The organism is Haladaptatus salinisoli (assembly GCF_020614375.1).
GTDB lineage: Archaea > Halobacteriota > Halobacteria > Halobacteriales > Haladaptataceae > Haladaptatus > Haladaptatus salinisoli.
In genome coordinates this window covers 223,576-244,298 of sequence record NZ_CP085329.1, presented here as the reverse complement: position 1 = coordinate 244,298, position 20,723 = coordinate 223,576, and the positions used below count along the sequence as shown (strand labels likewise).

At 60.2% G+C, this 20,723-nt stretch carries 22 protein-coding genes; 14 read left to right on the top strand and 8 right to left on the bottom strand.

The window, feature by feature from the left end:
- Positions 1 to 111: 111 nt before the first annotated feature.
- Positions 112 to 726: a helix-turn-helix domain-containing protein gene (locus LIX00_RS19110; protein WP_227356603.1), complete on the bottom strand. Its 615-nt coding sequence runs from the start codon at positions 724 to 726 to the stop codon at positions 112 to 114.
- A gap of 464 nt (positions 727 to 1,190) precedes the next feature.
- Here LIX00_RS19110 and nthB point away from each other — a divergent pair, with 464 nt between their 5' ends.
- Genes nthB through LIX00_RS19095 form a run of 3 tightly spaced genes read left to right on the top strand, consistent with a single transcriptional unit; the run spans position 1,191 to position 2,898 of the window.
- Positions 1,191 to 1,862 (top strand): nitrile hydratase subunit beta, encoded by a 672-nt coding sequence (gene nthB / locus LIX00_RS19105; protein ID WP_227356602.1) that lies wholly within the window; start codon positions 1,191 to 1,193, stop codon positions 1,860 to 1,862.
- Positions 1,859 to 2,476, top strand: coding sequence for a nitrile hydratase subunit alpha (nthA, locus tag LIX00_RS19100; RefSeq protein ID WP_227356601.1), 618 nt, complete (start codon positions 1,859 to 1,861; stop codon positions 2,474 to 2,476). The genes nthB and nthA overlap by 4 nt, the downstream gene beginning before the upstream one ends.
- A complete protein-coding gene (locus tag LIX00_RS19095) occupies positions 2,473 to 2,898 on the top strand; it encodes a nitrile hydratase accessory protein (RefSeq protein WP_227356600.1) in 426 nt (141 codons plus the stop codon). The genes nthA and LIX00_RS19095 overlap by 4 nt, the downstream gene beginning before the upstream one ends.
- Before the next feature lie 317 nt (positions 2,899 to 3,215).
- On the opposite strand, the gene radA is transcribed toward LIX00_RS19095, so the two are convergent.
- Positions 3,216 to 4,244, bottom strand: a complete 1,029-nt coding sequence (radA, locus tag LIX00_RS19090; protein ID WP_227356599.1) for a DNA repair and recombination protein RadA — start codon at positions 4,242 to 4,244, stop codon at positions 3,216 to 3,218.
- 537 nt (positions 4,245 to 4,781) lie between these two features.
- Between radA and LIX00_RS26545 the strand changes: the two genes are divergently transcribed.
- The 4 genes from LIX00_RS26545 to LIX00_RS19070 all read left to right on the top strand — a co-directional run bounded on the left by LIX00_RS26545 (position 4,782) and on the right by LIX00_RS19070 (position 7,270).
- A complete protein-coding gene (locus LIX00_RS26545; protein ID WP_497007353.1) occupies positions 4,782 to 5,291 on the top strand; it encodes a YdeI/OmpD-associated family protein in 510 nt (169 codons plus the stop codon).
- Positions 5,292 to 5,900: 609 nt separating this feature from the next.
- Complete coding sequence (locus LIX00_RS19080; protein WP_227356597.1) at positions 5,901 to 6,182, top strand: hypothetical protein; 282 nt, start codon at positions 5,901 to 5,903, stop codon at positions 6,180 to 6,182.
- A 2-nt stretch (positions 6,183 to 6,184) separates the two neighbouring features.
- On the top strand, positions 6,185 to 6,724 hold the full coding sequence (locus tag LIX00_RS19075; protein WP_227356596.1) for an alpha/beta fold hydrolase: 540 nt from the start codon (positions 6,185 to 6,187) through the stop codon (positions 6,722 to 6,724).
- A 192-nt stretch (positions 6,725 to 6,916) separates the two neighbouring features.
- Positions 6,917 to 7,270, top strand: a complete 354-nt coding sequence (locus LIX00_RS19070) for a hypothetical protein (RefSeq protein WP_227356595.1) — start codon at positions 6,917 to 6,919, stop codon at positions 7,268 to 7,270.
- Here LIX00_RS19070 and LIX00_RS19065 read toward each other — a convergent pair.
- On the bottom strand, positions 7,242 to 7,634 hold the full coding sequence (locus LIX00_RS19065) for a DUF1428 domain-containing protein (RefSeq protein WP_227356594.1): 393 nt from the start codon (positions 7,632 to 7,634) through the stop codon (positions 7,242 to 7,244). The genes LIX00_RS19070 and LIX00_RS19065 overlap by 29 nt on opposite strands.
- A gap of 654 nt (positions 7,635 to 8,288) precedes the next feature.
- Between LIX00_RS19065 and LIX00_RS19060 the strand changes: the two genes are divergently transcribed.
- The 4 genes from LIX00_RS19060 to LIX00_RS19045 all read left to right on the top strand — a co-directional run bounded on the left by LIX00_RS19060 (position 8,289) and on the right by LIX00_RS19045 (position 13,127).
- Positions 8,289 to 8,933 (top strand): RNA 2'-phosphotransferase, encoded by a 645-nt coding sequence (locus LIX00_RS19060; protein WP_227356593.1) that lies wholly within the window; start codon positions 8,289 to 8,291, stop codon positions 8,931 to 8,933.
- Between the two features lie 286 nt (positions 8,934 to 9,219).
- A complete protein-coding gene (locus LIX00_RS19055) occupies positions 9,220 to 9,411 on the top strand; it encodes a hypothetical protein (RefSeq protein WP_227356592.1) in 192 nt (63 codons plus the stop codon).
- 3 nt (positions 9,412 to 9,414) lie between these two features.
- Positions 9,415 to 11,025, top strand: a complete 1,611-nt coding sequence (locus tag LIX00_RS19050; RefSeq protein WP_227356591.1) for a sodium:solute symporter family transporter — start codon at positions 9,415 to 9,417, stop codon at positions 11,023 to 11,025.
- Positions 11,026 to 11,051: 26 nt separating this feature from the next.
- Positions 11,052 to 13,127 carry an oxidoreductase gene (locus LIX00_RS19045; RefSeq protein WP_227356590.1) on the top strand — a complete coding sequence of 692 codons (2,076 nt, stop codon included), beginning with the start codon at positions 11,052 to 11,054 and terminating at the stop codon, positions 13,125 to 13,127.
- Positions 13,128 to 13,210: 83 nt separating this feature from the next.
- Here LIX00_RS19045 and LIX00_RS19040 read toward each other — a convergent pair whose 3' ends face one another.
- From LIX00_RS19040 to LIX00_RS19025, 4 genes are all read right to left on the bottom strand, one after another.
- Positions 13,211 to 13,639 carry a CBS domain-containing protein gene (locus tag LIX00_RS19040; RefSeq protein ID WP_227356589.1) on the bottom strand — a complete coding sequence of 143 codons (429 nt, stop codon included), beginning with the start codon at positions 13,637 to 13,639 and terminating at the stop codon, positions 13,211 to 13,213.
- Between the two features lie 148 nt (positions 13,640 to 13,787).
- Positions 13,788 to 14,429, bottom strand: a complete 642-nt coding sequence (locus LIX00_RS19035; protein ID WP_227356588.1) for a phosphoribosyltransferase — start codon at positions 14,427 to 14,429, stop codon at positions 13,788 to 13,790.
- A 109-nt stretch (positions 14,430 to 14,538) separates the two neighbouring features.
- On the bottom strand, positions 14,539 to 15,177 hold the full coding sequence (locus tag LIX00_RS19030; RefSeq protein ID WP_227356587.1) for a dienelactone hydrolase family protein: 639 nt from the start codon (positions 15,175 to 15,177) through the stop codon (positions 14,539 to 14,541).
- 242 nt (positions 15,178 to 15,419) lie between these two features.
- The gene (locus tag LIX00_RS19025) at positions 15,420 to 16,181 is read right to left on the bottom strand and encodes an SIMPL domain-containing protein (RefSeq protein ID WP_227356586.1); all 762 of its coding nucleotides are present in this window, start codon (positions 16,179 to 16,181) and stop codon (positions 15,420 to 15,422) included.
- Positions 16,182 to 17,100: 919 nt separating this feature from the next.
- On the opposite strand from LIX00_RS19025, the gene LIX00_RS19020 reads away from it, so the two are divergent.
- The 3 genes from LIX00_RS19020 to LIX00_RS19010 all read left to right on the top strand — a co-directional run bounded on the left by LIX00_RS19020 (position 17,101) and on the right by LIX00_RS19010 (position 19,251).
- On the top strand, positions 17,101 to 18,300 hold the full coding sequence (locus tag LIX00_RS19020; RefSeq protein ID WP_227356585.1) for an epoxide hydrolase family protein: 1,200 nt from the start codon (positions 17,101 to 17,103) through the stop codon (positions 18,298 to 18,300).
- A gap of 292 nt (positions 18,301 to 18,592) precedes the next feature.
- Positions 18,593 to 18,922: a YbjQ family protein gene (locus LIX00_RS19015; RefSeq protein ID WP_227356584.1), complete on the top strand. Its 330-nt coding sequence runs from the start codon at positions 18,593 to 18,595 to the stop codon at positions 18,920 to 18,922.
- A 62-nt stretch (positions 18,923 to 18,984) separates the two neighbouring features.
- Positions 18,985 to 19,251, top strand: coding sequence for a hypothetical protein (locus LIX00_RS19010; protein WP_227356583.1), 267 nt, complete (start codon positions 18,985 to 18,987; stop codon positions 19,249 to 19,251).
- An 82-nt stretch (positions 19,252 to 19,333) separates the two neighbouring features.
- On the opposite strand, the gene LIX00_RS19005 is transcribed toward LIX00_RS19010, so the two are convergent.
- Positions 19,334 to 20,680 (bottom strand): S8 family peptidase, encoded by a 1,347-nt coding sequence (locus LIX00_RS19005; RefSeq protein ID WP_227356582.1) that lies wholly within the window; start codon positions 20,678 to 20,680, stop codon positions 19,334 to 19,336.
- Between the last annotated feature and the right edge of the window lie 43 nt (positions 20,681 to 20,723).

Here is a 20,723-nt window from a genome sequence, read left to right as displayed (position 1 = left end):
GTACTACATGTTCGCCCCTAATGCGTGAATCATCGGATTCTGTGGTCGTCCATCACTGCCCGAAGATCTGCAGATCACAGACGAGACCTTGTTAGTGCTGTCTCGGGTTCGCTACGTTACAGGGTCGCCGATGAACTGGGTGATTATCTTTCCTTCGGCACGGTGTAGTATCCGACTCGCTGTGGATTTGCTGACGTCCATCGATTCCGCAAGTTCGGTGAGTGAGCAGCGGCGAGGTTGTTCGTAATAGCCCTGTGTGATCGCCGCAACGACGAATTCCCGTTGTTTGTCTGTTAGCAGGGTGGTCGGGTCGAACGATTGAGTGAGTGAGGTGATATCAAACGGGAGGTCATGCTTCTCGAAGGCCTGTTTGAGTTCGGAAAGGCGGTTATGCGAGGTGATCATTTCGCTAATCGCCCATCCATCGCGAACGACGAGTGGATACGTTGGTAGATTTCCCGAAGACAGCGTCGCCTGGTGAAGCTCGGGCTCGGGCACAGTAAATTCGATTAATCCACCTTGGTGTTCAACATCGAGTACTTCGTACGAGATCACCTTCGGCGTATCAGCGAAGTATTGGACAAAAGCTGCAATGTTCGCTGTTTCTGCTGCTACCAAGAGAGTCAAGCCATCTTCTGTTGGATGGCCAGAGAGTATCCAAAACTCCTCGTCTGGATGCTGCATCGAATATTCCGCGATTACATCGTCAGGGGGTTTGGCTTTCACCCGAGCTCGAGGCATACGGCATCTATCGATGGTAGAGGTTATACCTCTACATCATCGCTATCGGAGCAGTTTATCTTCGAACCGATAATGCACAGACCGCCGCTTCATTCCGACTGAATCCGCAACCCACCGAGTGGTCACACAGAACGTTCGCCCGTTGGACCGACGCGCTCGACACCTCGTAGTACGGCGAACGGTTCAAATCGCCGAATTGGTATACGCCATCCGCGCGGGGAGCGTCTTGAGGCCGCGAGGTCGAGATAGCTGTAAAACGGCGAGAGTGGTGCCCCGGTCAGGTTTTCGAGCACGAGCTGGGCGAGCGCATTGGAATTCCGAGTGAACCGTCGGTGGATGAGTTAGTAAGTGACGAAACGGAGGAACAATAGTCGCGATGGGGTATCGGCGTGAATGGTGCCTGTTACCGATTGGATAAGGGTTTTCCCCGCCGACATCGAGGAGAGGTTATGGACGGCATCCACGACCTCGGTGGGATGGACGGGTTCGACGACCTCCCACCGGACGAACCCGACGATGCGTCGCCGTTTCACCAAGACTGGGAGGGACGCGTCTACGCGCTGTTCGTCGCCGGTATCGCCAGTGGTGCGTTCAATCTGGACGAGTTCCGCTACGCGCTCGAACAGCACAACCCCGAATTTTATCTGGAGAAGCCGTATTACGAGCGCTGGCTCACAGGCATCGAGTCGCTCCTCCTCGACGCCGGCGTCGTCGACCGTGACGAACTCGCAGACCGAACAGCAGCGTTCGAGCGTGGGGAGGCCGAGATCTCCGACGAACCCGGCCCGTCGCTAGACGAGCTCGCTGAAGGAGTCGCTGAGGTCTACCAATCGGGACGCGAACCGGAAGACCCTGTGTTCGAACCCGGTGACGAAGTCGAAGTCCGCAATAACCATCCTAAGGGCCACACCCGGTGTCCGAGGTACGTTCGCGGCGTTCGGGGCACGATTCAGGCCCACCGGGGCACTCACGTCCTGCCGGACGCGAGTGCCCACGGCGAGGACCGCGCGGAACCACTCTACAACGTCAAATTCGACGCCGCCGACATCTGGGGTGCCGACCACACCGATGCCGACGCCGTCCACATCGAACTCTGGGAAAGTTACCTTACGGAACCATGACCGACACATCCGATTCCATCACCGAGACGAACGACCTTCGTGACCACGATCCCGAGGCCCGAGCCAGGGCACTCCAATCACTGCTGACCGAGAAAGGGTTGTTGAGCGCCGATGCCGTAGACGACGTGATTTCCGCTTATGAGGAGGAAGTCGGCCCGTTGATCGGCGCGAAAGTAGTCGCACGGGCTTGGACCGACCCCGAGTTCAAAGAGCGCCTCCTCGAGAACGGAATCGAGGCAGTAGCTCGACTCGACGTGGAGGTCAGCGACGAGGTGATGGAACTGCGAGTCGTCGAGAACACACCCAAGACGCACAATCTCGTGGTGTGTACGCTCTGTTCGTGCTATCCGTGGGCGGTTCTCGGACTCCCGCCGACCTGGTACAAAACGCCGGCTTACCGCTCGCGAGCCGTCGACGAACCCCGGTCGCTGCTCCGCGAGGAGTTCGACACCGAAATTCCCGACGATGTCGAGTTGGAAGTGTGGGACAGTAACTCCGAGATTCGGTATATGGTGTTACCCCAGCGCCCACCCGAAACCGATCGACTGAGCGAGACCGAACTCCGGGACCTCGTGACGCGCAACGCCATGTTAGGGGTGGAGCGGCTCGTATGACTGATTCCACACCCGAACCCGGAGACGGCGCACCGACGTTCGACGCCCCGTGGCAGGCCCGTGCGTTCGCCCTCGCGGTTGCCCTTACCGACGAACATGCCGATGAGACCCTTACGTGGCAGGAGTTCCAGACCAGTCTCGTCGAGGAAGTGAACGCCGACCGGGAGGACGGCGCGCCGGAGGCGGTCTACTACCGCCAATGGCTAACCGCGCTCGAACGGTCGTTGGTCGAGCGGGAGATTCTCGACTACGGCGATCTCGCGGCCCGCGTCGCGGCGTTCGAAAACGGAGACCGAGACGGCCACGAGTTCGTCGAGGGGGACCCCCACGCCCACGCAGACCGCCTGCCGGACGGCCACGCCGAAGGTACTCATCACGACCACGAGACTACCGAGAATAGCGGCGATAGGCAGCGACACTGAGGTTCGGGTTACGATGGTCTGATCGTGTTGATTCCGGGTTTCGGACGCGTTCGTGTAGGTGTATCAGACCTACGAGCACGAACTGGGTGACCGCGTTGGGATTCCGATTGAGTCGTCGGAAGTGAGTTCAAAGATTGATGGAACAGACCCTCTCTGGCTCCTTGTATTCCATATTCGATGTTGCACTCGTTTCGAGTTTCGGTATCGATTCCAGTCCTCATTCTGTTTCGGCAGGGATGATGGGACAGTCGTCTTCCTCTCGGAGTGGGGACCTTGTGTCGAAATCGTCGTCCCTCCTTCTATTCCATCTCGAGGAACTATTCGGGCTTCAATCCCGATTCCTTAATACGTATCACGGCCTCACCGTCGGGGAGGTTCGGCGCATCGACGAGCCGGACAATACGTTTGTTCCCTTTCGATTTCCGGAGGTAGATGCGAACCGTGCTGCTGTGTCCGAGGATGTGCCCGCCGATGGGCTGGGTGGGGTCGCCAAAGAACGAGTCAGGGTTGGAGGAGACCTGGTTCGTCACTACGATTGCCGCGTTATGCAGATTCGCGAGTCGCAACAGGTCGTGGAGGTGTTTGTTGAGCATCTGTTGCCGTTCGGCGAGTTTCCCTCGCCCAATATACTCGGCTCGGAAATGCGCGGTCAGCGAATCCACACAGACCAATCGAACGGGCCACTCGGTATCGGCGTACTCGCCGGCGACCTCCCGAGCCTTTTCGGCGAGGAGAATCTGGTGAGCCGAATTGAAGCCCTTTGCAACGTGAATCCGATCCAGCACGTGAGCAACCAACTCATCGAGCGCCGCTTCATCGGCGGCATCCCCCTCAATACCACGGTCAATCATCGTGGCCGTGATAACGTCGTCCGGCAACCCTCGGACGATGTCGTCGATACGGTCGGGGCGGAACGTATCTTCGGTATCGATGAAGATCGCTCGGCCGTGGAAGCCGCCGTCGTTCTCAGGAAGTTGCACGTTGACGCACAGTTGATGAGTGACCTGAGACTTGCCGGAGCTGAACGCGCCATAGAATTCAGTGATCGATTGCGTTTCGATACCGCCACCCAGCAGGTCATCGATCTCGTCGATCAGTAAGCTGAGCTTCCCAATCTGGTCCCGTTGTCGTCGAACCGCGACGCCAGTTTCGAAGTTGCCAATGTTGGCGGCCTCCCGTGCCGCCTGAATGATGGCAGTGGCGGTGCTCTCACCGACGTCAGCAGTGTTGGTGAGCTCGCCGGGACTCGCAACGGCTAGGGCCTCGTAGGAGTCGAATCCAGCTTTGAGGAGTTTGTCGGCTGTCGTTGGCCCAACACCCGGTAGCTGTTCGAGTTTTACTGCCATATGTGACCAATGCACATGCACTCGCATAAACCCTCCTTGACAGGCTAGTGGAAGTGATCGTCAAGGGTGATGCTACTATCCACCGCCTCCATATCGAATGCAGACGACACCTGCGAGCGACCAACATTATTCAGGCAATAGTTGATTGCGTCAGTCGATCACAGCGAGTACGATTATCTCGCTGAAAATCGATGTCGGGCCTCTCGCAGCAGGCTGGAATCGCCATTCGTCATGAACATCGAACACTGCCGATAATTCGTCCGTTCGATGTGATCCTTGCGTCGATACACCAACGTCGTTTCGTTTCATTTGCCGTTATCTAAGCGGAGATTTCGATCGGTTACGTACCGATCTTGATCCCACTGCAGCAACCGCTGTATTCGGGCATTCTCACTTATCCGCATCCGTTTCGGCACTCGCGTCCGGAGAAGGGTTATAGACGTGAGACACCTTTCCCGAACCATGGATCCGATATTCTTTGACTCTCGCGACGAGTTCCGCGACTGGCTGGAGGAGCACCACGACACGGCTTAGGAGCTGTGGATCGGGTACTGCAAAGCCGACGCCGAGCGGTCGGGCATCGAATACGGTGAATCGGTCGAGGAGGCCCTCTGCTTCGGGTGGATCGACGGCCTGATCAAGGGCATCGACGACGAGACGTACGAGCGTCGGTTCACGCCCCGGAAGCCCGACAGCAAGTGGTCGAAGGCGAACAAGGAGCGCGTCGAGGCGATGATCGAGGCGGGCAAGATGACCCCGGCCGGAATGGAACTCGTCGAGGCGGCCAGGGAATCGGGCGAGTGGGACGCGGCGTACCGGTTGGCCGACGAGCACGAGATTCCAGCTGTACTTGAGGCGGCACTGCTGAAGAACGAAACCGCGTGGGAGAACTTTCAGCGCTACTCAAATACGGATCAGTACGCATTCATCGCGCTATTCGAGGAGGCCAAGACGGACGAGACGAAGCGAAAGCGCATCGAACGAACGGTCGAACTCGCAGAGCAGAACCTTCGAGCGTACGACGAGGACAACAAGCGGCGGCTGTGACGGGATTCCACGCCGAGCAGTACTTCGCTGGTCGATTCGGGTTATAGAGTGAGATTTTCAGTTCAGAAGGTCAGTGAGGCCTGCCGCTGCTTCTTCGTTTACCGCTCCCGTCAGTGCCTCAGCGAGTGCGTCGCTGGCAATCCGGTGTTGCTCGATTGCTCCATGAATACGATAGCACGTGGATACTCCGTTGTCGCCATCGGAGCAGGCGTCTGTTCTGTCACAGTGGCCGATTGTCATGCCATTTCGTTTCGTGGCAAAATCCGCTCGATTTCGCTGAGTGCCATTACCTATGTTATAAATAATGGCCGTGGTAGATCTTGATCGACTTGGATAACGTTACGTCGGTGGAAAGTCGATGACACCGAGTTGGTGCAAGGGACTGAGGCCATCCGGCAAGAACCATCGTCCAGTGATCATCCGCATCTCGTAAGTCATATCATCATTCGCTTTCTCCACAAATCGTTTCTACTTACTGCTCGGTTTGCTTCCCGTTCAGTCGTTGATGGAGTGGTGGAGCGGAATACGGCGCATACGGTGGGAAATCCGTGATCACTCGTCGTAGAAGAAAGTAGAATATACACAACGGACCCTACTACCAGTAGCTCTATGACACAAACCGTCGACGAACTCCGAAACGAAATCCGTCAGGCAGTCGGGAGATACGAACGCATCGAATCGACGGCTTTCACCAAAGAAGCCCTTGCTGCGATCTGTACGACCGTAAGTTACGATATCGACACACACAATTTGCCCTCCAAACCCCAGATGCGGGCCGGTATCCTCTGGAAAATCGGCGAACTTGACGACGATACTCCGGAACAGGCTACCCATCCCTTCCGAAAGGCAGAGCTAGAAGCGATCGCCGCCGTGCTACAAGACGAGAAGTGACCGTGAAAAACCAAGTGCTGTTCATCCACGGTGCCGGTGAGGGAGCGTACGAGGAAGATAGGAAACTGGCGGCAAGCCTCCGGGAAGCACTGGGGGCGGGGTACAACGTGCGGTATCCGAAGATGCCAAATACGGATGATCCCGAAGCGTGGAAAAGTCGGGTAGCAAAAGAACTCGCCGCGCCGGATAGCGAGGTGAGACTCGTCGGGCACTCTGTAGGCGGTTCGATCCTGTTGAAATACCTCTCCGAAGAAAAAATGGAAAAGGCCGTTACTGGGTTATTCCTGATCGCGCCACCTTACTTTGGTTCTGAAGGTTGGAACGTCGACGAGGACGTGCTGCAAAAAGAATTCGCATCGAAACTCCCCAAAGAACTGCCAGCGTTCTTTTACCATAGCCGGGATGACAAGGTGGTGCCGTTCGAACATCTCGTACTGTATGCTGAACAACTCCCTCAGGCGGTCATCCACGAGTTCGAAAACCGTGGGCACCAATTTGGCAACAATTTGTCTGAAGTTGCTCGAGATATCAAAATGCTTTAGTGAAGAGTTTCTGCTCAAAGTGCTTTCGAGCGACGGCACCGCGATCGCGTTCAGGCGAGTTTTCTCGGCCCGCCGATTCTCTGAAAAGTTGTTTTAAGTAGTTGTCAGAAATGACGATGCCTTCGAGCGTGTGGAAACGCGCCGGTGTGCAAGCACCCGACACCGGTTTTCCAAAATGGCACTCGAAAGACCGTGAGTACAAACCCATCCGCAGCCCGTGACGCTGCCGAGACGGCACAGAAACGCGCACAGTGGGAGCAATTCGCCTTCGACGTCGAAGCCCCCGGGCTCGTCGAAGTCACCAACGAAAGTCACGAGACGCTCGCAGACTACCAGTACACCGTCTCCATCGACGACGTGACCGACGACCTGAGGCCTGTACCTGCCCGCATTACGTTCACCGCAACGCTTTCTATAGATACAGGTCGCGTACTCCGCAAGGCCAGTAGAAGCGAATCTCTGGTAACGGTAGCCGCACCAGTATTACTATCGAGGCACGGGGCGGTCTATCCCTCGATTAGTCCTCTCTTCGCTTTTCCTGACTGACGATGGAGCGGAAGCCGCCGTAGGCCATGCGCTCCGAATCGAAAGGCATCTCCTCGTCGAAATTGTCCGAGTCCATCGCCGGATCTTCCATCACCTTCGCGTTTACCTCGTCGCGATGCTCGTGCGACTCGAACACGATAAATGAGAAGGCGACCGTTTCGTCGTCCCCGACTTCGGCGAGCTGTGGGAAGGTCCGTACCTGCATGTCCCCCATGTCGGGCTCCATGTCGTCTCCAACCCCCTCGAAGTACTCGAGAGCGCCGTGTTTGATCCAAAGCTCGCCGGCCTCGTCGGCTATTTCGCGGTACGCTTCGAGCTTATCGTTTGGGATCGGGATAACGAATCCGTCGACGTATCGTCCCATACACGAATATAGGGCGCAATAGGTGATGAACTTACCGTTGATTCCGGATCTGCCGAGATCTATCTCACTTTAGATACCGCTCTGCTGAATGCACCCTCCGTATCTTCCACTCCGCTCCTACCAACCACAGAGGGAGATCACGCCCCACCTCAGCAATCGCCTCCTACACCCGGTCGACGCTACGTTAGGTCAGGAATTCGTGAAATCATGGCCTCGGAATTCCGATACCAAACGGCAACCCCTCGCCGATGAGTTACCCTGCACATGCCGTCCCGCCGTCGCGCAGCGGATCGAACCAGCAGCGAGGATCATCGCGGGTGCCATCCCAACGAGGTCACCGATGCGTATCGGATCCCGTTCGTGAATCTCGCTTCCGCAGTAACGACGATGTTCGTGCCTCACCACCTATTACGTGTCATCAGTCCAACTGCCACGAGGAAGAGCCGGACACAGGGCTTGAATAGATACGAGGAAGACTTCCCCGGACTGCTGCTTTCTGCGTGAGTTATTTCCATCGCTCCTATTTCAGACAGCGAGGGGACCGTGGTTAGTACGAGCTACTAACCACAAACAATCCTCGTTAGGAACCGTTCGACATCGTTTACAGTAGTTCCAGGCGCAAGACAGTAGTCGCACCCGACGAGTTGCTCGTACATGGTGCGAGTCTGTGGTGACCACGGATTTTTTATGGGCGAAGCGTGCTCTGTCTGTGGTGATGCGGGACGGCAGATTCTCGACGAGAATCAGCGTATACGCCTCTCGAAGTTCATGAGTGGTGTGCTACGTCATTTCCCGACCGACGTGGGGCTCACGCTCGACGAGAAAGGATGGACCAATTACGACGCGTTTGTTGACGCGGTCACGGACAACTATTCATGGGCTAAGTCCGAGCACGTCGCGGCGGTGATCGCTACTGACCCGAAAGGTCGGTTTGAGCGTCAGGACGAACAGATTCGGGCTGTGTACGGCCATTCGGTGGACGTCAACCTCGAACCGACGGAAACGACCATCCCAAACCAGCTCTATCACGGGACGGCCCCTCGGAACCTGGACAGTATCGCTGAAGAAGGGCTCAAACCGATGAGTCGCCAGCAAGTTCATCTTTCGAAAACACCACAGGAGGCCCGTACTGTCGGTATGCGTCACGTCAGTGACCCTGTGGTTCTCGTAATCGATTCTGGAACGATGGTACAGGACGGCTTTGAGATCGATAAGCGTGGTCGCACTACCTTCACTGTCGACTCCGTTCCGCCAGAATACATTGAGCGACGAGATGACGTATCCTCTCCCGATCAGTAGTTGGCATCGCCCTCTTTCGTTTATTTTCTCACGCTTATGAATCCCATACGAAACCTCACTCACCGCCTCTCCCGTTCTCTGTTAGTCCTCTCAATTCCCGCGCGAAGAACGTCATTCGCTACAGTCGAACGACGACTGATCCGCACGCGGGACGAGATTACCTCAAAATGCGATCAAGGTTTAAATATTATTCGCGCAATGGTTTCGACCGTCATGGGTACCCACACCACGGAACGACGGTGGCAATCGACGAACGGGCGCCGGCAATCGAAGAGGGTGTCGTAAGATGCTTCCTGTATTGTGGCTCTTGGGCTTTCCATCGCCCGTTATCGAGTTCTTCATCCTTGGCGTCACCATCTTCCTCGTCGGAGCACTGACGCTCGCAGCGAAGATCGAGGACGTCAAAGGTATCGAAGGAACGAGCCTGCGACAGCGCCGACGCGAACGTGAGCCTGAACCCACCTTGATGGAGGACTGACCCGTGGAGTGGATCATCCTGCAGTCGTGGGGAGAAAATCTCGGCGTTCAGTACAGTTCGACCACGGCGATAATTTTCTTCGTCCTCTTCTCGCTCTTGATGCTCGGCATCGGTTTCGTTGCGAGTCGCCACATGGAGAGCGAGGAGGATTACTACGTCGCCGGGCGAAGCGCCGGGATTTTCGTCATCGCCCTATCCATCTTTGCGTCGACGCAGAGCGGTTGGGGGATCGTTGGCCTCTCCGGCACCGTCTACGCCATCGGCACCGAGTTCATGATGTGGGCGACCACGGTCATCATCTTCTCGTTCGTCATCTCCTATTGGCTGGTCGGCCGGAAGATGCGCGTCCTCGGTGCCACGGTCAACGCGATTACGGTGCCCGACGCGATGTACCATCGATTCGAAGACGAGCGCGTTCGGTTACTCGGCACCATCGCCGTCTTCCTCGGGTCGATGGGGTACCTCGCAGCCCAATACGCGGCCTTAGGAATCATCATGGCCGTCATCTTCCCGGTCGACTTCATCACCGGCCTGATCATCGGCCTCCTCATCGTCGGGATCTACACGGTCGTCGGCGGTATCCTCGCGGCGATCTGGTCCGATGCGATTCAGGGTGCGATCATGGCGGTGTCCGGCGTATTGACGTTCTTTTTCATCGTGACGTCCAATCCCGGCGGCGTCGGAGCGATGATTAACACCGTCCGGACCGACTTCCCACAGTACTTCCAGTTCACGTTGCTCGGGCAGGACGGACTGGCACCCATCGGGTTGTTACTGTCCATCCTCATCATCAACCTCACCCACGCCGGGCAACCCCACGCCATCACGAAGTTCTACATGATACGGCGCGTGTCCCTCCTGAAGTGGGGCGCGTTCATCTCCGGGGCGGCGTATCTCATGACGACGCTGTTCTGGTGGGCCGGGCCGTACGTCCGAGCGGCCGTCGCGCGCGGCGACATCCAGAGCTTCGAGAACCCGGATCTGGTACTGCCGCTCGCGCTCATCAACTTCGCACCCGACGTGGTGACGGCGTTCGTCCTCACGGGCATCGTCGCCGCGATCATGTCCACGAGCAATGCGTTCCTCAACGTCGGTGCCTCGGCCATCACGCACGACTTCATGAAGGAGTACCGGGAGACCCGGATGACCGATCAACAGGAGGTGCGCTACGGACGGATCGCGACCGCAGCAATCCTCGTCATCGCGGGCGTGATCGCGGCGACGTTCCCCGGACTCATCTTCGTTCTCGGTGCCGCCGGGTGGGCCATCTTCGCAACGGTCATCTTCCCTGGCGTCGCTCTCGCGTACAACTGGAAGGGCGCGACCACCGAGGGGATTCTCTGGGGCGGCGGCGTCGGCCTGGCGTTGACGCTGCTGCTCGCATACGGTGGTCAGTACATCGACTTCTCCATTCCGCTGGGCTTCCTCGGCGGTCAAGTCGCCCAGATCGCCGGTGTCGCGGTGTTCGTCGTCGTCTCGCTGGTCACGTCGACCGCCACCTACGAGGATCTGAAACCCGAAGTAAAGGCGGTCCTCGATACCGGACGGCTGAAGGGCGGTCGCCTTCCCCAGAGCGTCGCCGCCGACGGCGGTGAGGAACTGATCGACGAGTAATCCACTCCCATTCACCCATACATTCGATGACGAACGACACAACCGATTTCGCAATCCTGCACGACGACGATCCGAACGACTACCGGTACGAGCACCTGTTCGAACCGACGAGCATCGGGAACGTCGAACTACGCAATCGCCTGATGATGACCGGGCACACAACGAACTACGCCCGGGATACCGAAATCACCGACACCCTCGTCGACTACTACGTCGAACGCGGCGAGGGCGGGATCGGACTCATCGTCATGGCGTATCTCGCCAATCACCCGAGCTCGGTGTCCGGCAGCGCCATCCGCGGCTGGGACGACGACCTCGTCCCCCAACTCCGGCGGTTGACTAACGCCGTCCACGAGACGGGCGCGAAGATCGTCTGCCAGAACCTCCACTACGGCCGCCAGATGACCAGCCTCGTTAGCGAGCGCCCCGTATTATCGTCCTCAGACGTTCCCGGGCCGGTGAACCGCGAGATGCCGCGCCAGATGAGCCGCGAGGAGATCCGTGAGGTGGTCGAAGGGTACGCGACCACCGCCGGCGTCATCCGGCGGAGCGGGTTCGACGGCGTCGAGATTCACTCCGGGTACGGCGGCTACCTGCTCTCGCAGTTTCTCTCCCCGTACTCGAACGAGCGAACGGACGAGTACGGCGGGTCGCTCGAGAACCGCCTCCGCATCGTCTACGAGACGCTGGACGCGGTTCGCGACGAGGTCGGTGAGGGGTTCGTCGTCGGACTGCAGGTCAACGCTACCGACGATGCTCCCCACGGCATGGGCGTCGAGGAATACGAAGAGGTCGCCCGTCTGCTGGCGGCGACGGGGCAGGTCGATTACCTCGTCGTGAAGGCGGGGACGTACGAAAAGCAGGATTACATCGTTCCGGACATGCAGCGCGAGCGCGCCCTGCTCGCCCCGCTCGCCAAGCGCGTTCGCGCCGCCGTCAAAGCGGAGAATCCGGACGTTACCGTCGCCACGACGGGACGTATCACCGATCCGCGCGAGGCGGATCGGATCTTACAGGAGGGTGCTGCAGACGTCGTCTCGATGACGCGAGGACACATCGCCGACCCCCATATCGCGCGGAAAGCACAGGAGGGCCGTCTCGACGAACTCATCGAGTGTATGGGGTGCAATCAGGGCTGTATTCAGCGCATCTACGAGGGTGCCGCCTGTCGATGCGTGCTGAACCCGGCGACGGGGTTCGAAACCGACCTCGGCGTTGGAACGCTCGTGGAGACCGCCGAACCCAAGGACGTCCTCGTAGTCGGTGGCGGCCCTGCCGGAATGAAGGCCGCGGAAGTGGCGGCCCGCGCCGGCCATCGGGTTACCCTCTGCGAACGGGACGAAACCCTCGGCGGGCAGGTGCGATTCGCCAAGGAGATACCGAAGAAAGCGGAGTTCGAGAAACCCGTCCTGTGGCTCCGCGAAGCGCTCGACCGTGAAGACGTCGACGTCAGAACCGGGGTCGAAGTGACGACCGAGTACGTCGAACGCGAATCCCCGGACGTCGTGATCCTCGCCACCGGTTCCTCGCAACCGTCGTTTCCCCGCGGCTATCACGGCCTCGGCATTCGCGAGGCGGACGTGTCCGGATGGGCGGAGGCCGGCGTGTTGACGAGTACGCAAGTGCTCGCCCAATCCGTCGCGACCGAAACCGGATACACGGATCCGGGTGACCACGTCCTCGTGATAGACGACGGGGAGCACCATTGGAAGGGAGTCGGCACCGCCAAGTTCCTTGCGGAAGAGGGGCGGACGGTGCAGTTCGCGCAACCGGGTGGCGACCCCGGCGGTGACCTCACCGGCCCGACGAAGGCGAAACTCCACCGCGACGTCTTCGCGATGGACAACCCGATCGAGATGCACACGTTCGCGACCGTGGAGCGCGTCGACTGGCCGACCGTCACGCTCCGCAAACGCGGGCGAGCCGTCGAACTCTCGAACCTCGATAGTATCGTCCTTGCCGGCTTCCACCGCGCCGAGCACGGCCTCGAAAAAGCGCTCTCGGACGTCGTTCCGGAGGTCCGTGTCGTCGGGGATGCGGTCGCTGCTCGAACGATCAAGGAAGCCATCCACGAGGGAGAACGCGCCGTTCGAGACCTCTGACCGACGGGGGAGAACCGCGGCACGCGATGGAGTACGGATTTCTCCGAGCGTTTCGACGGGCATCGATACGGAGACCGACGAGGCTATTCCGTTGGCGAGTACTCCGGGGACTGGGCTTCGATGACCGCCGCGATGGCGTCCAGTTCTTCCCCGACCGTCGCTACCACGTCGTCGAGCGTGACGACGCCTTGTAACTTCCCGTCCTCGTCGACGACGGGAATCCGTCGTACTCTGTGCTCGGCCATCTTCTTCGGGAGCTCGACCGCCTCGGCGTCCGCCCGAATCGTGGCGAGATCCTCGGCCATCAGATCGGCCGCCGTCATCGCCGAGATGTCATCGTGTTGTCCGACCGCGAGCGCGATGTCGCGATCCGTGACGATGCCGACGGGGGTCTCGTCCTCGACGATAACGAAATCGCCAATTCCTTCGTCGCCCATCCGCTGCGCGAGGTCGGTAACGGTCGCGTCTTTCCGTGCCGTTTGTGCTTCGACTGCAAGGTCTCCTACGGGCATGGGTCGTCGTACTCTCGACGGGAGAACCAATAGGCACTCTGGCCAACCCGCCGCAACGGTGGCCCGAAGGAACGGTCGGATTCGCCGACGACGCGACTACTGCTCGCGTCGCGGGGTCGACGTGTGGCGGTATCTCCGGCGGTCGGTACTACTCTCGCGGCGGTTCTCCGCCCTCGAGGTAGGTCATCGCCTCCGCGTCGCTCACCTGGCCGAAATCTCGGTAGTACTGACCGACCGCACGGAAATCCTGCGGCGTCCGCAGAGCGACGACCTCGTCGGCCTCCGATTCGAGTTGCCGAACCGAATCCGGCGATCCGACCGGTATCGCGAGTACGACGCGGGAAGCGTCGGCTTCTCGAACCTGACGAAGGCAGGCCATGGCGGTCGCGCCGGTCGCCACGCCGTCGTCGACGACCACGACTCGTTTGCCGCTCAACTCGGGCAGTCTCCCGTCTTCGCGGTACTGGTCGGCCTTTTGGCGTGCAGCTTCCGCTTCGAGGTCGCGTCGTTCCTCGACGTAGTCGTCGTCGATCCCCAATCGTTCGACGAGGTCGTCGTTGAGCCAGAGGCTTCCGTCGCTGGCGACGGAACCGATCGCCAGCTCCGGATTCGTCGGGGCACCGATCTTCGAGGCCACGACGATATCGAGCGGCACGTCGAGCGCGTCAGCGACTGGCCGCGCGACCGGCAGCGCTCCTCGCGGAATTCCGAGCACGAGGTCGGCGTCGACGTCCGTCTCCGCCAATCGTGCGCCGAGGCGTTCGCCAGCCTCCGTGCGATTCTCGAACATGCTTTTCCCCGACGAACGTACCGGTTCCACGCCTTTGTGGCTGTCGTCCTTCGTCCGGTGAAGGTGATTTCTCCCCTTCGAACGACGCGCGCTCGCGAAGCGGCGACGGTCACGCGAGATGGGTGGTGAACCAACGACCGGCGCGGTCGGCGACTTCTTCGAGTTCCCCGGGGCCTTCGAAGAGGTGGCCCGCACCCCCGACCACGTGCAGTTCCTTTTCGCAATCCAGCCGTTCGTAGGCCTCTTCGTTGCGTTCGAGAATTTGCTCGTCTTCCCCACCGACGATGAAGAGCGTCGGCGCGGCCACCTCGTCGAGCACCTCCGTCGCCATATCCGCTCGGCCGCCGCGCGAGACCACGGCACCGGTGTCCGCCCGGCGGCGTGCCGCCCCCCGGAGTGCTGCCGCCGCGCCGGTACTGGATCCGAAGTAGCCGATCGCGAGATCGGCCGTGTCCGCCCGCTCTCGGAGCCACCGAGTGACGGCGACGAGTCGGTCGGTCAACAGCGGAATGTCGAACCGGTTTTCGCGCTTTTGGTCCTCCCGTTCGGTGAGCAGATCGAAGAGGAGCGTTCCGAGTCCCCGCTCCCGTAGCGTTTCGGCCACGAAATTATTGCGCGGGCTGTGCCGACTGCTGCCGCTCCCGTGTGCGAAGACGACCAGACCGGTCGCCCCGTCGGGAACGACGAGTTCCCCCTCGAGAGCTACGTCGTCGACCGGAATCGAACGTACGTTCTCGATATCGTCCATCCCGCCTAGCCGTTGGTGGCCGAGGTCATTGATGGTTTCGCGGCGTCGATTGACGCGGTTCGCTACGGTCGAAACCCTCCCGAGCCGACGGACAGCGTCGACAGTAACGGAGACGCCGACGGAGCCTTCGGAGGAGCCGCGATAGCCCGTCCGGGAAATCGGCCACGACCGGTGAGTGGGTCCGACACCGCTCCGTCTCGCTGCTAGCCGAGGGCGTTCGGAATCGAAAAGAGCGTACTCGGTCAGCGCGTCGCGTTGTACGTCACCTGCACTCGCGCCGTGACCGACACCGGCCCGAACTCGAAGTCCGTTCCACCGCCGTTCGCGGCCACGTTCGCTTCGGTTCGATACGGCCGGACGGTCCCGGTATCGATGGTCACGGCATCCGCGTCGGAGACGGTGAGATTCGCGTTGGCGGCGAGTATCTCGGCGTCGTCCCGAGCGTTGTTCATCGCGTTCGTGAGCGCCTTCTCGCGGAGTTCCGAGCGAGTCGCCTCCGAGAGGGTGAACTGAACTCCTCCGACGCCGGTCGCACCGTTGCTCGTCGCCGTCTCGATCACCGTTCCGACCCGGTCGACGTTCTCGATTTCGACTTCGAAGGCGTGAATCGCGCGATAGGTCGTCTTCGTCGCTTCGTCGCGTTTCGGCTCGTACGCCTCCCGAACCGCGTAGTGGCGGGTCGTCACTTGCTCGTCTCCGAGACCGATGCCGGCGAGCGCTTCTCGCATGGAGGTGGCGTTTCGGGCGACCGCCCTTCGAGCGGTCTCCGGGTCGGCGGCGGTCGCTTCGACGCTAACGGACAGGACCGCACGATCCGGTTCGGCGGTCGCTTCGCCCGTCGCGCTCACGCTGATTTTCGAAGGCGTCTCGTTCGTGTTCCCGTCGTCGCTCGGTTCCCCCGCGGTCGGATTCCCGTCGCCGAGTCCGGTGACGCCACCGAGGCATCCGGCCGTCACGAGCAACGCGGCGACCGCGAGCGGAGCGATAAGTCGTTTTTGTGCCATACACCCGTCACAGTGTCGAGGAGGGGCAAATAGGTAGCGTAGAGTGAAATACCAGTTTGAGTTACTACGACGGTCGCTTCGAAACGAGACCGGAGGCCGCGGTCCGTCCGCGGAAGCGGTGTCGATCAGTTACTTCGCGGCCGATGGTGCGGACACGCTCGACCGGGAAACGGGACGACGCATTGGCACGGGTCGTCGGACGTGCGGTCGGTGCGGCCGCAGATCGGTTGTCCGAGCGAGTTCGTTGGAGGGTCACTGCTAGACATGTTCTCTATATACCGACAACGGTGATATGTATATTTTCGAATTTCATTGAAATATGTCCGACGCTCGTCGAACTCATCTCGGAGAGGGCACATGTAATAGGCTGTATTTCCCCGACGATGTTGGAATTCGCCAGTTATCGAACTCGGGTCGAGACGGGTACGTCGTCGCGGAACCGACCTTGCGGCGTCATTCACTCACCGCCCGCTTCTCTACGAGTTCGAATGGCGGTCGGCGAGCTGCCAGCGGTTCGAACGCTGTTACGATCAGCATCGCCCGTATCAGACACGAGACCGTCAAACGCCAATAGAATCACCCGGCTAAAAAGTGACAATTACCACCCATATATCGAAATCTAGTTGAAATATAAACCTCAGACCACTTTAATACCACGTATGTCATTTTCACCCCCAGGGGAGGGGTAAGCCCGATCGAGAAAAGCTGATAGTATCGCACGAAATCGGTCAATTACGTTACCAAGCGCCGAGGACCACCCTTCCGGTCCGCGGTAGCGTCGACCCGGTCACGCGTCGCCTCCCCTCAGACGAGAAGGGCACGGAAACGCGGCGGCGGGTGGGAAAACTCAGCGTTCGGCCAAAGCCGACACGATCCATTCCTTCTGCCGCCGTTTCCACCAATCCAAGGAATAAGAACCATGTCCACTGTAACCGAAGTCGAATCCTTCAGCATCGACGTTCCCGAAGAGGAACTCGACGACCTCCGCCGGCGCATCGCCGCCACGCGGTGGCCCGACGAGGAAACGGTCACGGATCACTCGCAAGGCGTCCAACTCGCTACGATCCAAGAACTCGCGCGCTATTGGGAGACGGAGCACGATTGGCGCGAGTGCGAGGAGAAACTGAACGACCTACCGCAGTTCACGACCGAGATCGACGGGCTGGACATCCATTTCATTCACGTTCGTTCAGAGCACGAAGACGCGTTGCCGCTCATCATCACGCACGGATGGCCCGGCACGATCATCGAGCAGCTGAAGATCATCGATCCACTTACCGATCCCACGGCACACGGCGGCGACGCATCGGACGCGTTCCACCTGGTGATTCCGTCTATGCCGGGCTACGGGTTTTCGGGCAAGCCGACCGAGACCGGCTGGGACCTCGCCCGCATCGGACGTGCCTGGGTTGAGCTGATGAAGCGCCTGGGATACGAGCAGTTTGTGGCGCAGGGCGGCGATTGGGGTGCGGTCATCTGCGACGTGATGGGCCAACAGGAACCTCCGGAACTGCTCGGCATTCACTCCAACATGCCGTCTACCGTTCCACCCGAAGTGTCAAAGGCGCTTGTGCGCGGCGATCCGGCACCGTCCGATCTCTCGGACGACGAAAGCCGCGCGTACGAGCGGCTGAACGAGTTCTTTACGAAGGACATCGGCTATGCGATCGAGATGGGAACGCATCCACAGACGCTATACGGACTGGCGGATTCTCCCGTCGACCTGGCGGCGTGGATGATCGACCACGACATCCGTAGTTACGAGCGAATCGCGGGCCTCTTCGACGGGCAACCGTTCGGCGACATCACCCGAGACGACATCCTCGACAACATCACGCTCTACTGGCTGACGAACACGGGGGTTTCGTCGGCTCGTCTCTATTGGGAAGCTCTCCACGAAGGAGACGTCCGCTTCTATGAGGCTGTCGACGTCTCCATCCCGGCCGCCGTGAGCATCTTTCCTGACGAGATCCATCCAGCCCCGCGGAGTTGGACGGAGCAGGCGTATCACGACCTGATCTACTACAACGAACTCGACGAAGGCGGGCACTTTGCGGCTTGGGAAGTGCCGGAGCTGTTCGCGTCCGAGGTTCGGGCGGCATTCAGACCACTCCGCTAGTCGGAGAGAACGGCGGGCGCGCGTTGTGCCCGTATTCTTCTGCCGGACACGACAACGTCGACGTCGCCATTCAGCTGGTGATTCCACCGAACTTCGGGACGAACGCCGGTCGAGGAGGTGCTAAACTAGACGGTGTCACCGAGAGAGTGGCCTCAGGAGAATCGAACGGGAAAACGCGGTCGCGAACCGAGCGACGCGTCGAGAACCGAGCGACGGACGTCGCCGTCTCGGCGGGCCGTTTCCGACGTTCACTCCCGAAGGTATGTCTACTCCGGCCGCAAACGTACTCAGTATGGCGGAGATCACCATCACGACGACGGACAGTCTCGAGGATAGAGAGGTGACGGAGTACCTCGGCGTCGTCTCGGGGGAAGCGGTCATCGGCGCGAACGTCGTGAGCGACATCGCCGCGGGAATCCGAGACGTCGTCGGCGGTCGGAGCGGGTCGTACGAGAAGAAAATCGAGTCCGGTCGCACGGAAGCCATCGACGACATCCGAGCGGCGGCGGAAGAACTCGGCGCCGACGCCGTCATCGGTGCCGGATTCGACTACGAGGAATTGGCGGAAGGCATGCTGTGGGTCAACGTTTCGGGAACCGCAGTCAGGACGCGCGGCCAGTAGAACTCGATCCGCGGAAATTTTACCAGTATATTTATACGATGCGTGTCGAAAGATACGGGGAGATGCCGCCCTCCACTCCCTTCGTCGATCCGGCAACGGGAACGCTGGACACGAGTCGGATTCTCGCGGAAGCGATTCCGCTCGCCAAACTCATCGGGCTGTTCGTCGGGATCGCACTCGTTCCGTTCTCCTTCGTGTTTCTGATCGGTGGGCACTCGGTGCTCGGCGTGCTCCTCACGATAGCGGCGCAGTTCGTCCTCGCGGTTGGCTCCGGCATCGTGCTGCTCTACATCGTCGTTCGTGCGATTCGACTCGCTGACGAGGGATAGACGCGAAGAACTACTCGCCGGCTGCACACCACTCGGTACTAGCTGACCGACGGCGCTTCGACGAAGCTAGGAGAACGGCGGTTTACCCTTTGACCGCCGAAAGCGGGTCGAGATACCCCGAGCCGTAGTAGGTTTTCTCGTAGCCGTCGGGCACGGCGGCGGCGCGCTTCAGCGCCGACGCGACTTGATTTGGGGTGTACTCGGGATTGACGCTCTTGACCAGCGCCGCCGCGGCGGTGACCTGCGGGGCCGCCATCGACGTGCCGGCGAGCCAATCGTAGCCGTAGGTGACGCCGAGATACTCGCCGGACTCGCTGAAGGACGGAACCGCGATACAGTTCAACACGAGATCGCGGTACCATCCGTCGGGGCGTTCCTCCGCGGGGAGTTCCAAGAGTTCCTCGTCGACGTCACCGCCGGGGGCGGCCAGGTCGATCGCGTTCGTCCCGTAGTTAGTGTAGAACGCGGGGCTGTGGAACGGCTCTTCGAGGCCCGAATCGCCCCACTCGAACCCGACCGGGCCGGTCGCACTCACACCGACGCCCTGTGCGCTTTCGCTCGAATCGACGTAGTTTTTGTCGTGCTGGAGGTCGGTGCTCGCGTTCCCGGCGGCGTGAACCAAGACCGTTCCACGACGATTCGCGTACGTCGTCGTGCGATTGAGCAACTTCCCGTAGAACGAACCGAGCCCCTGCCGAGGAAGGTACGCACCGAGGCTGAGATTCGCCGCGTCGGCCCCGATTTCCGCGCTGTAGACGATAGCGGCGAGAACGTCCCCGAAGAACGCCGCGAGCGTCTCCTGCGGTGCCGTCGTCGAGAACACCCGACAATCGACGAGTTCGGTGCCGGGAGCGCTTCCCGCGACGCCGGTCTCGTTTCGGTCGTTCGCAGCGACGATTCCCGCCACGTGCGTACCGTGATAGCCCCCGTACGGTCCCGCTGCACCGAAGGAGTCGTCGGTGAAGTTCCGGGATAGCTCGACGTTCACCGCGTGCTGAAGATCCGGGTGCCCCGCTGCGACGCCGGTATCGATGATCGCGACGCGCGTTCCCTCCCCGCGGGTGATTTCGTGAACGGCCGGAATCCGCTGGTCGCGTTTGTCCCACTGGAGATCGTACAGGGGTTCGTCTTTCGCACCAACGTTTCCACCGACCGACTCGGGCTCGACGGGGTGGTCGAGCGAGTAGGTGAGGTCCGCCGCGTACTTCGCCCCGAGCTTTCGGACGTCGCGTTCCGTCCCGCGGACGACCGACAGGCCGACTCGGTCGAGTCGATGCACGATTTCCACGTCACCTTTCGGTCGTACTCGTGCCGAATCGACTATGAACCGATTACGCGCTCGCCCCGCGGTAACCGTGGTTCCGGTCGTCGCCCCGCCGAGTAGCGCGGCACCCGTCTTAACAAACGCCCGTCGTGAAGGTTCGTACATCGACCGTAGTATTACGTGTTTTTAGATAAAAATTTTGCTCGAT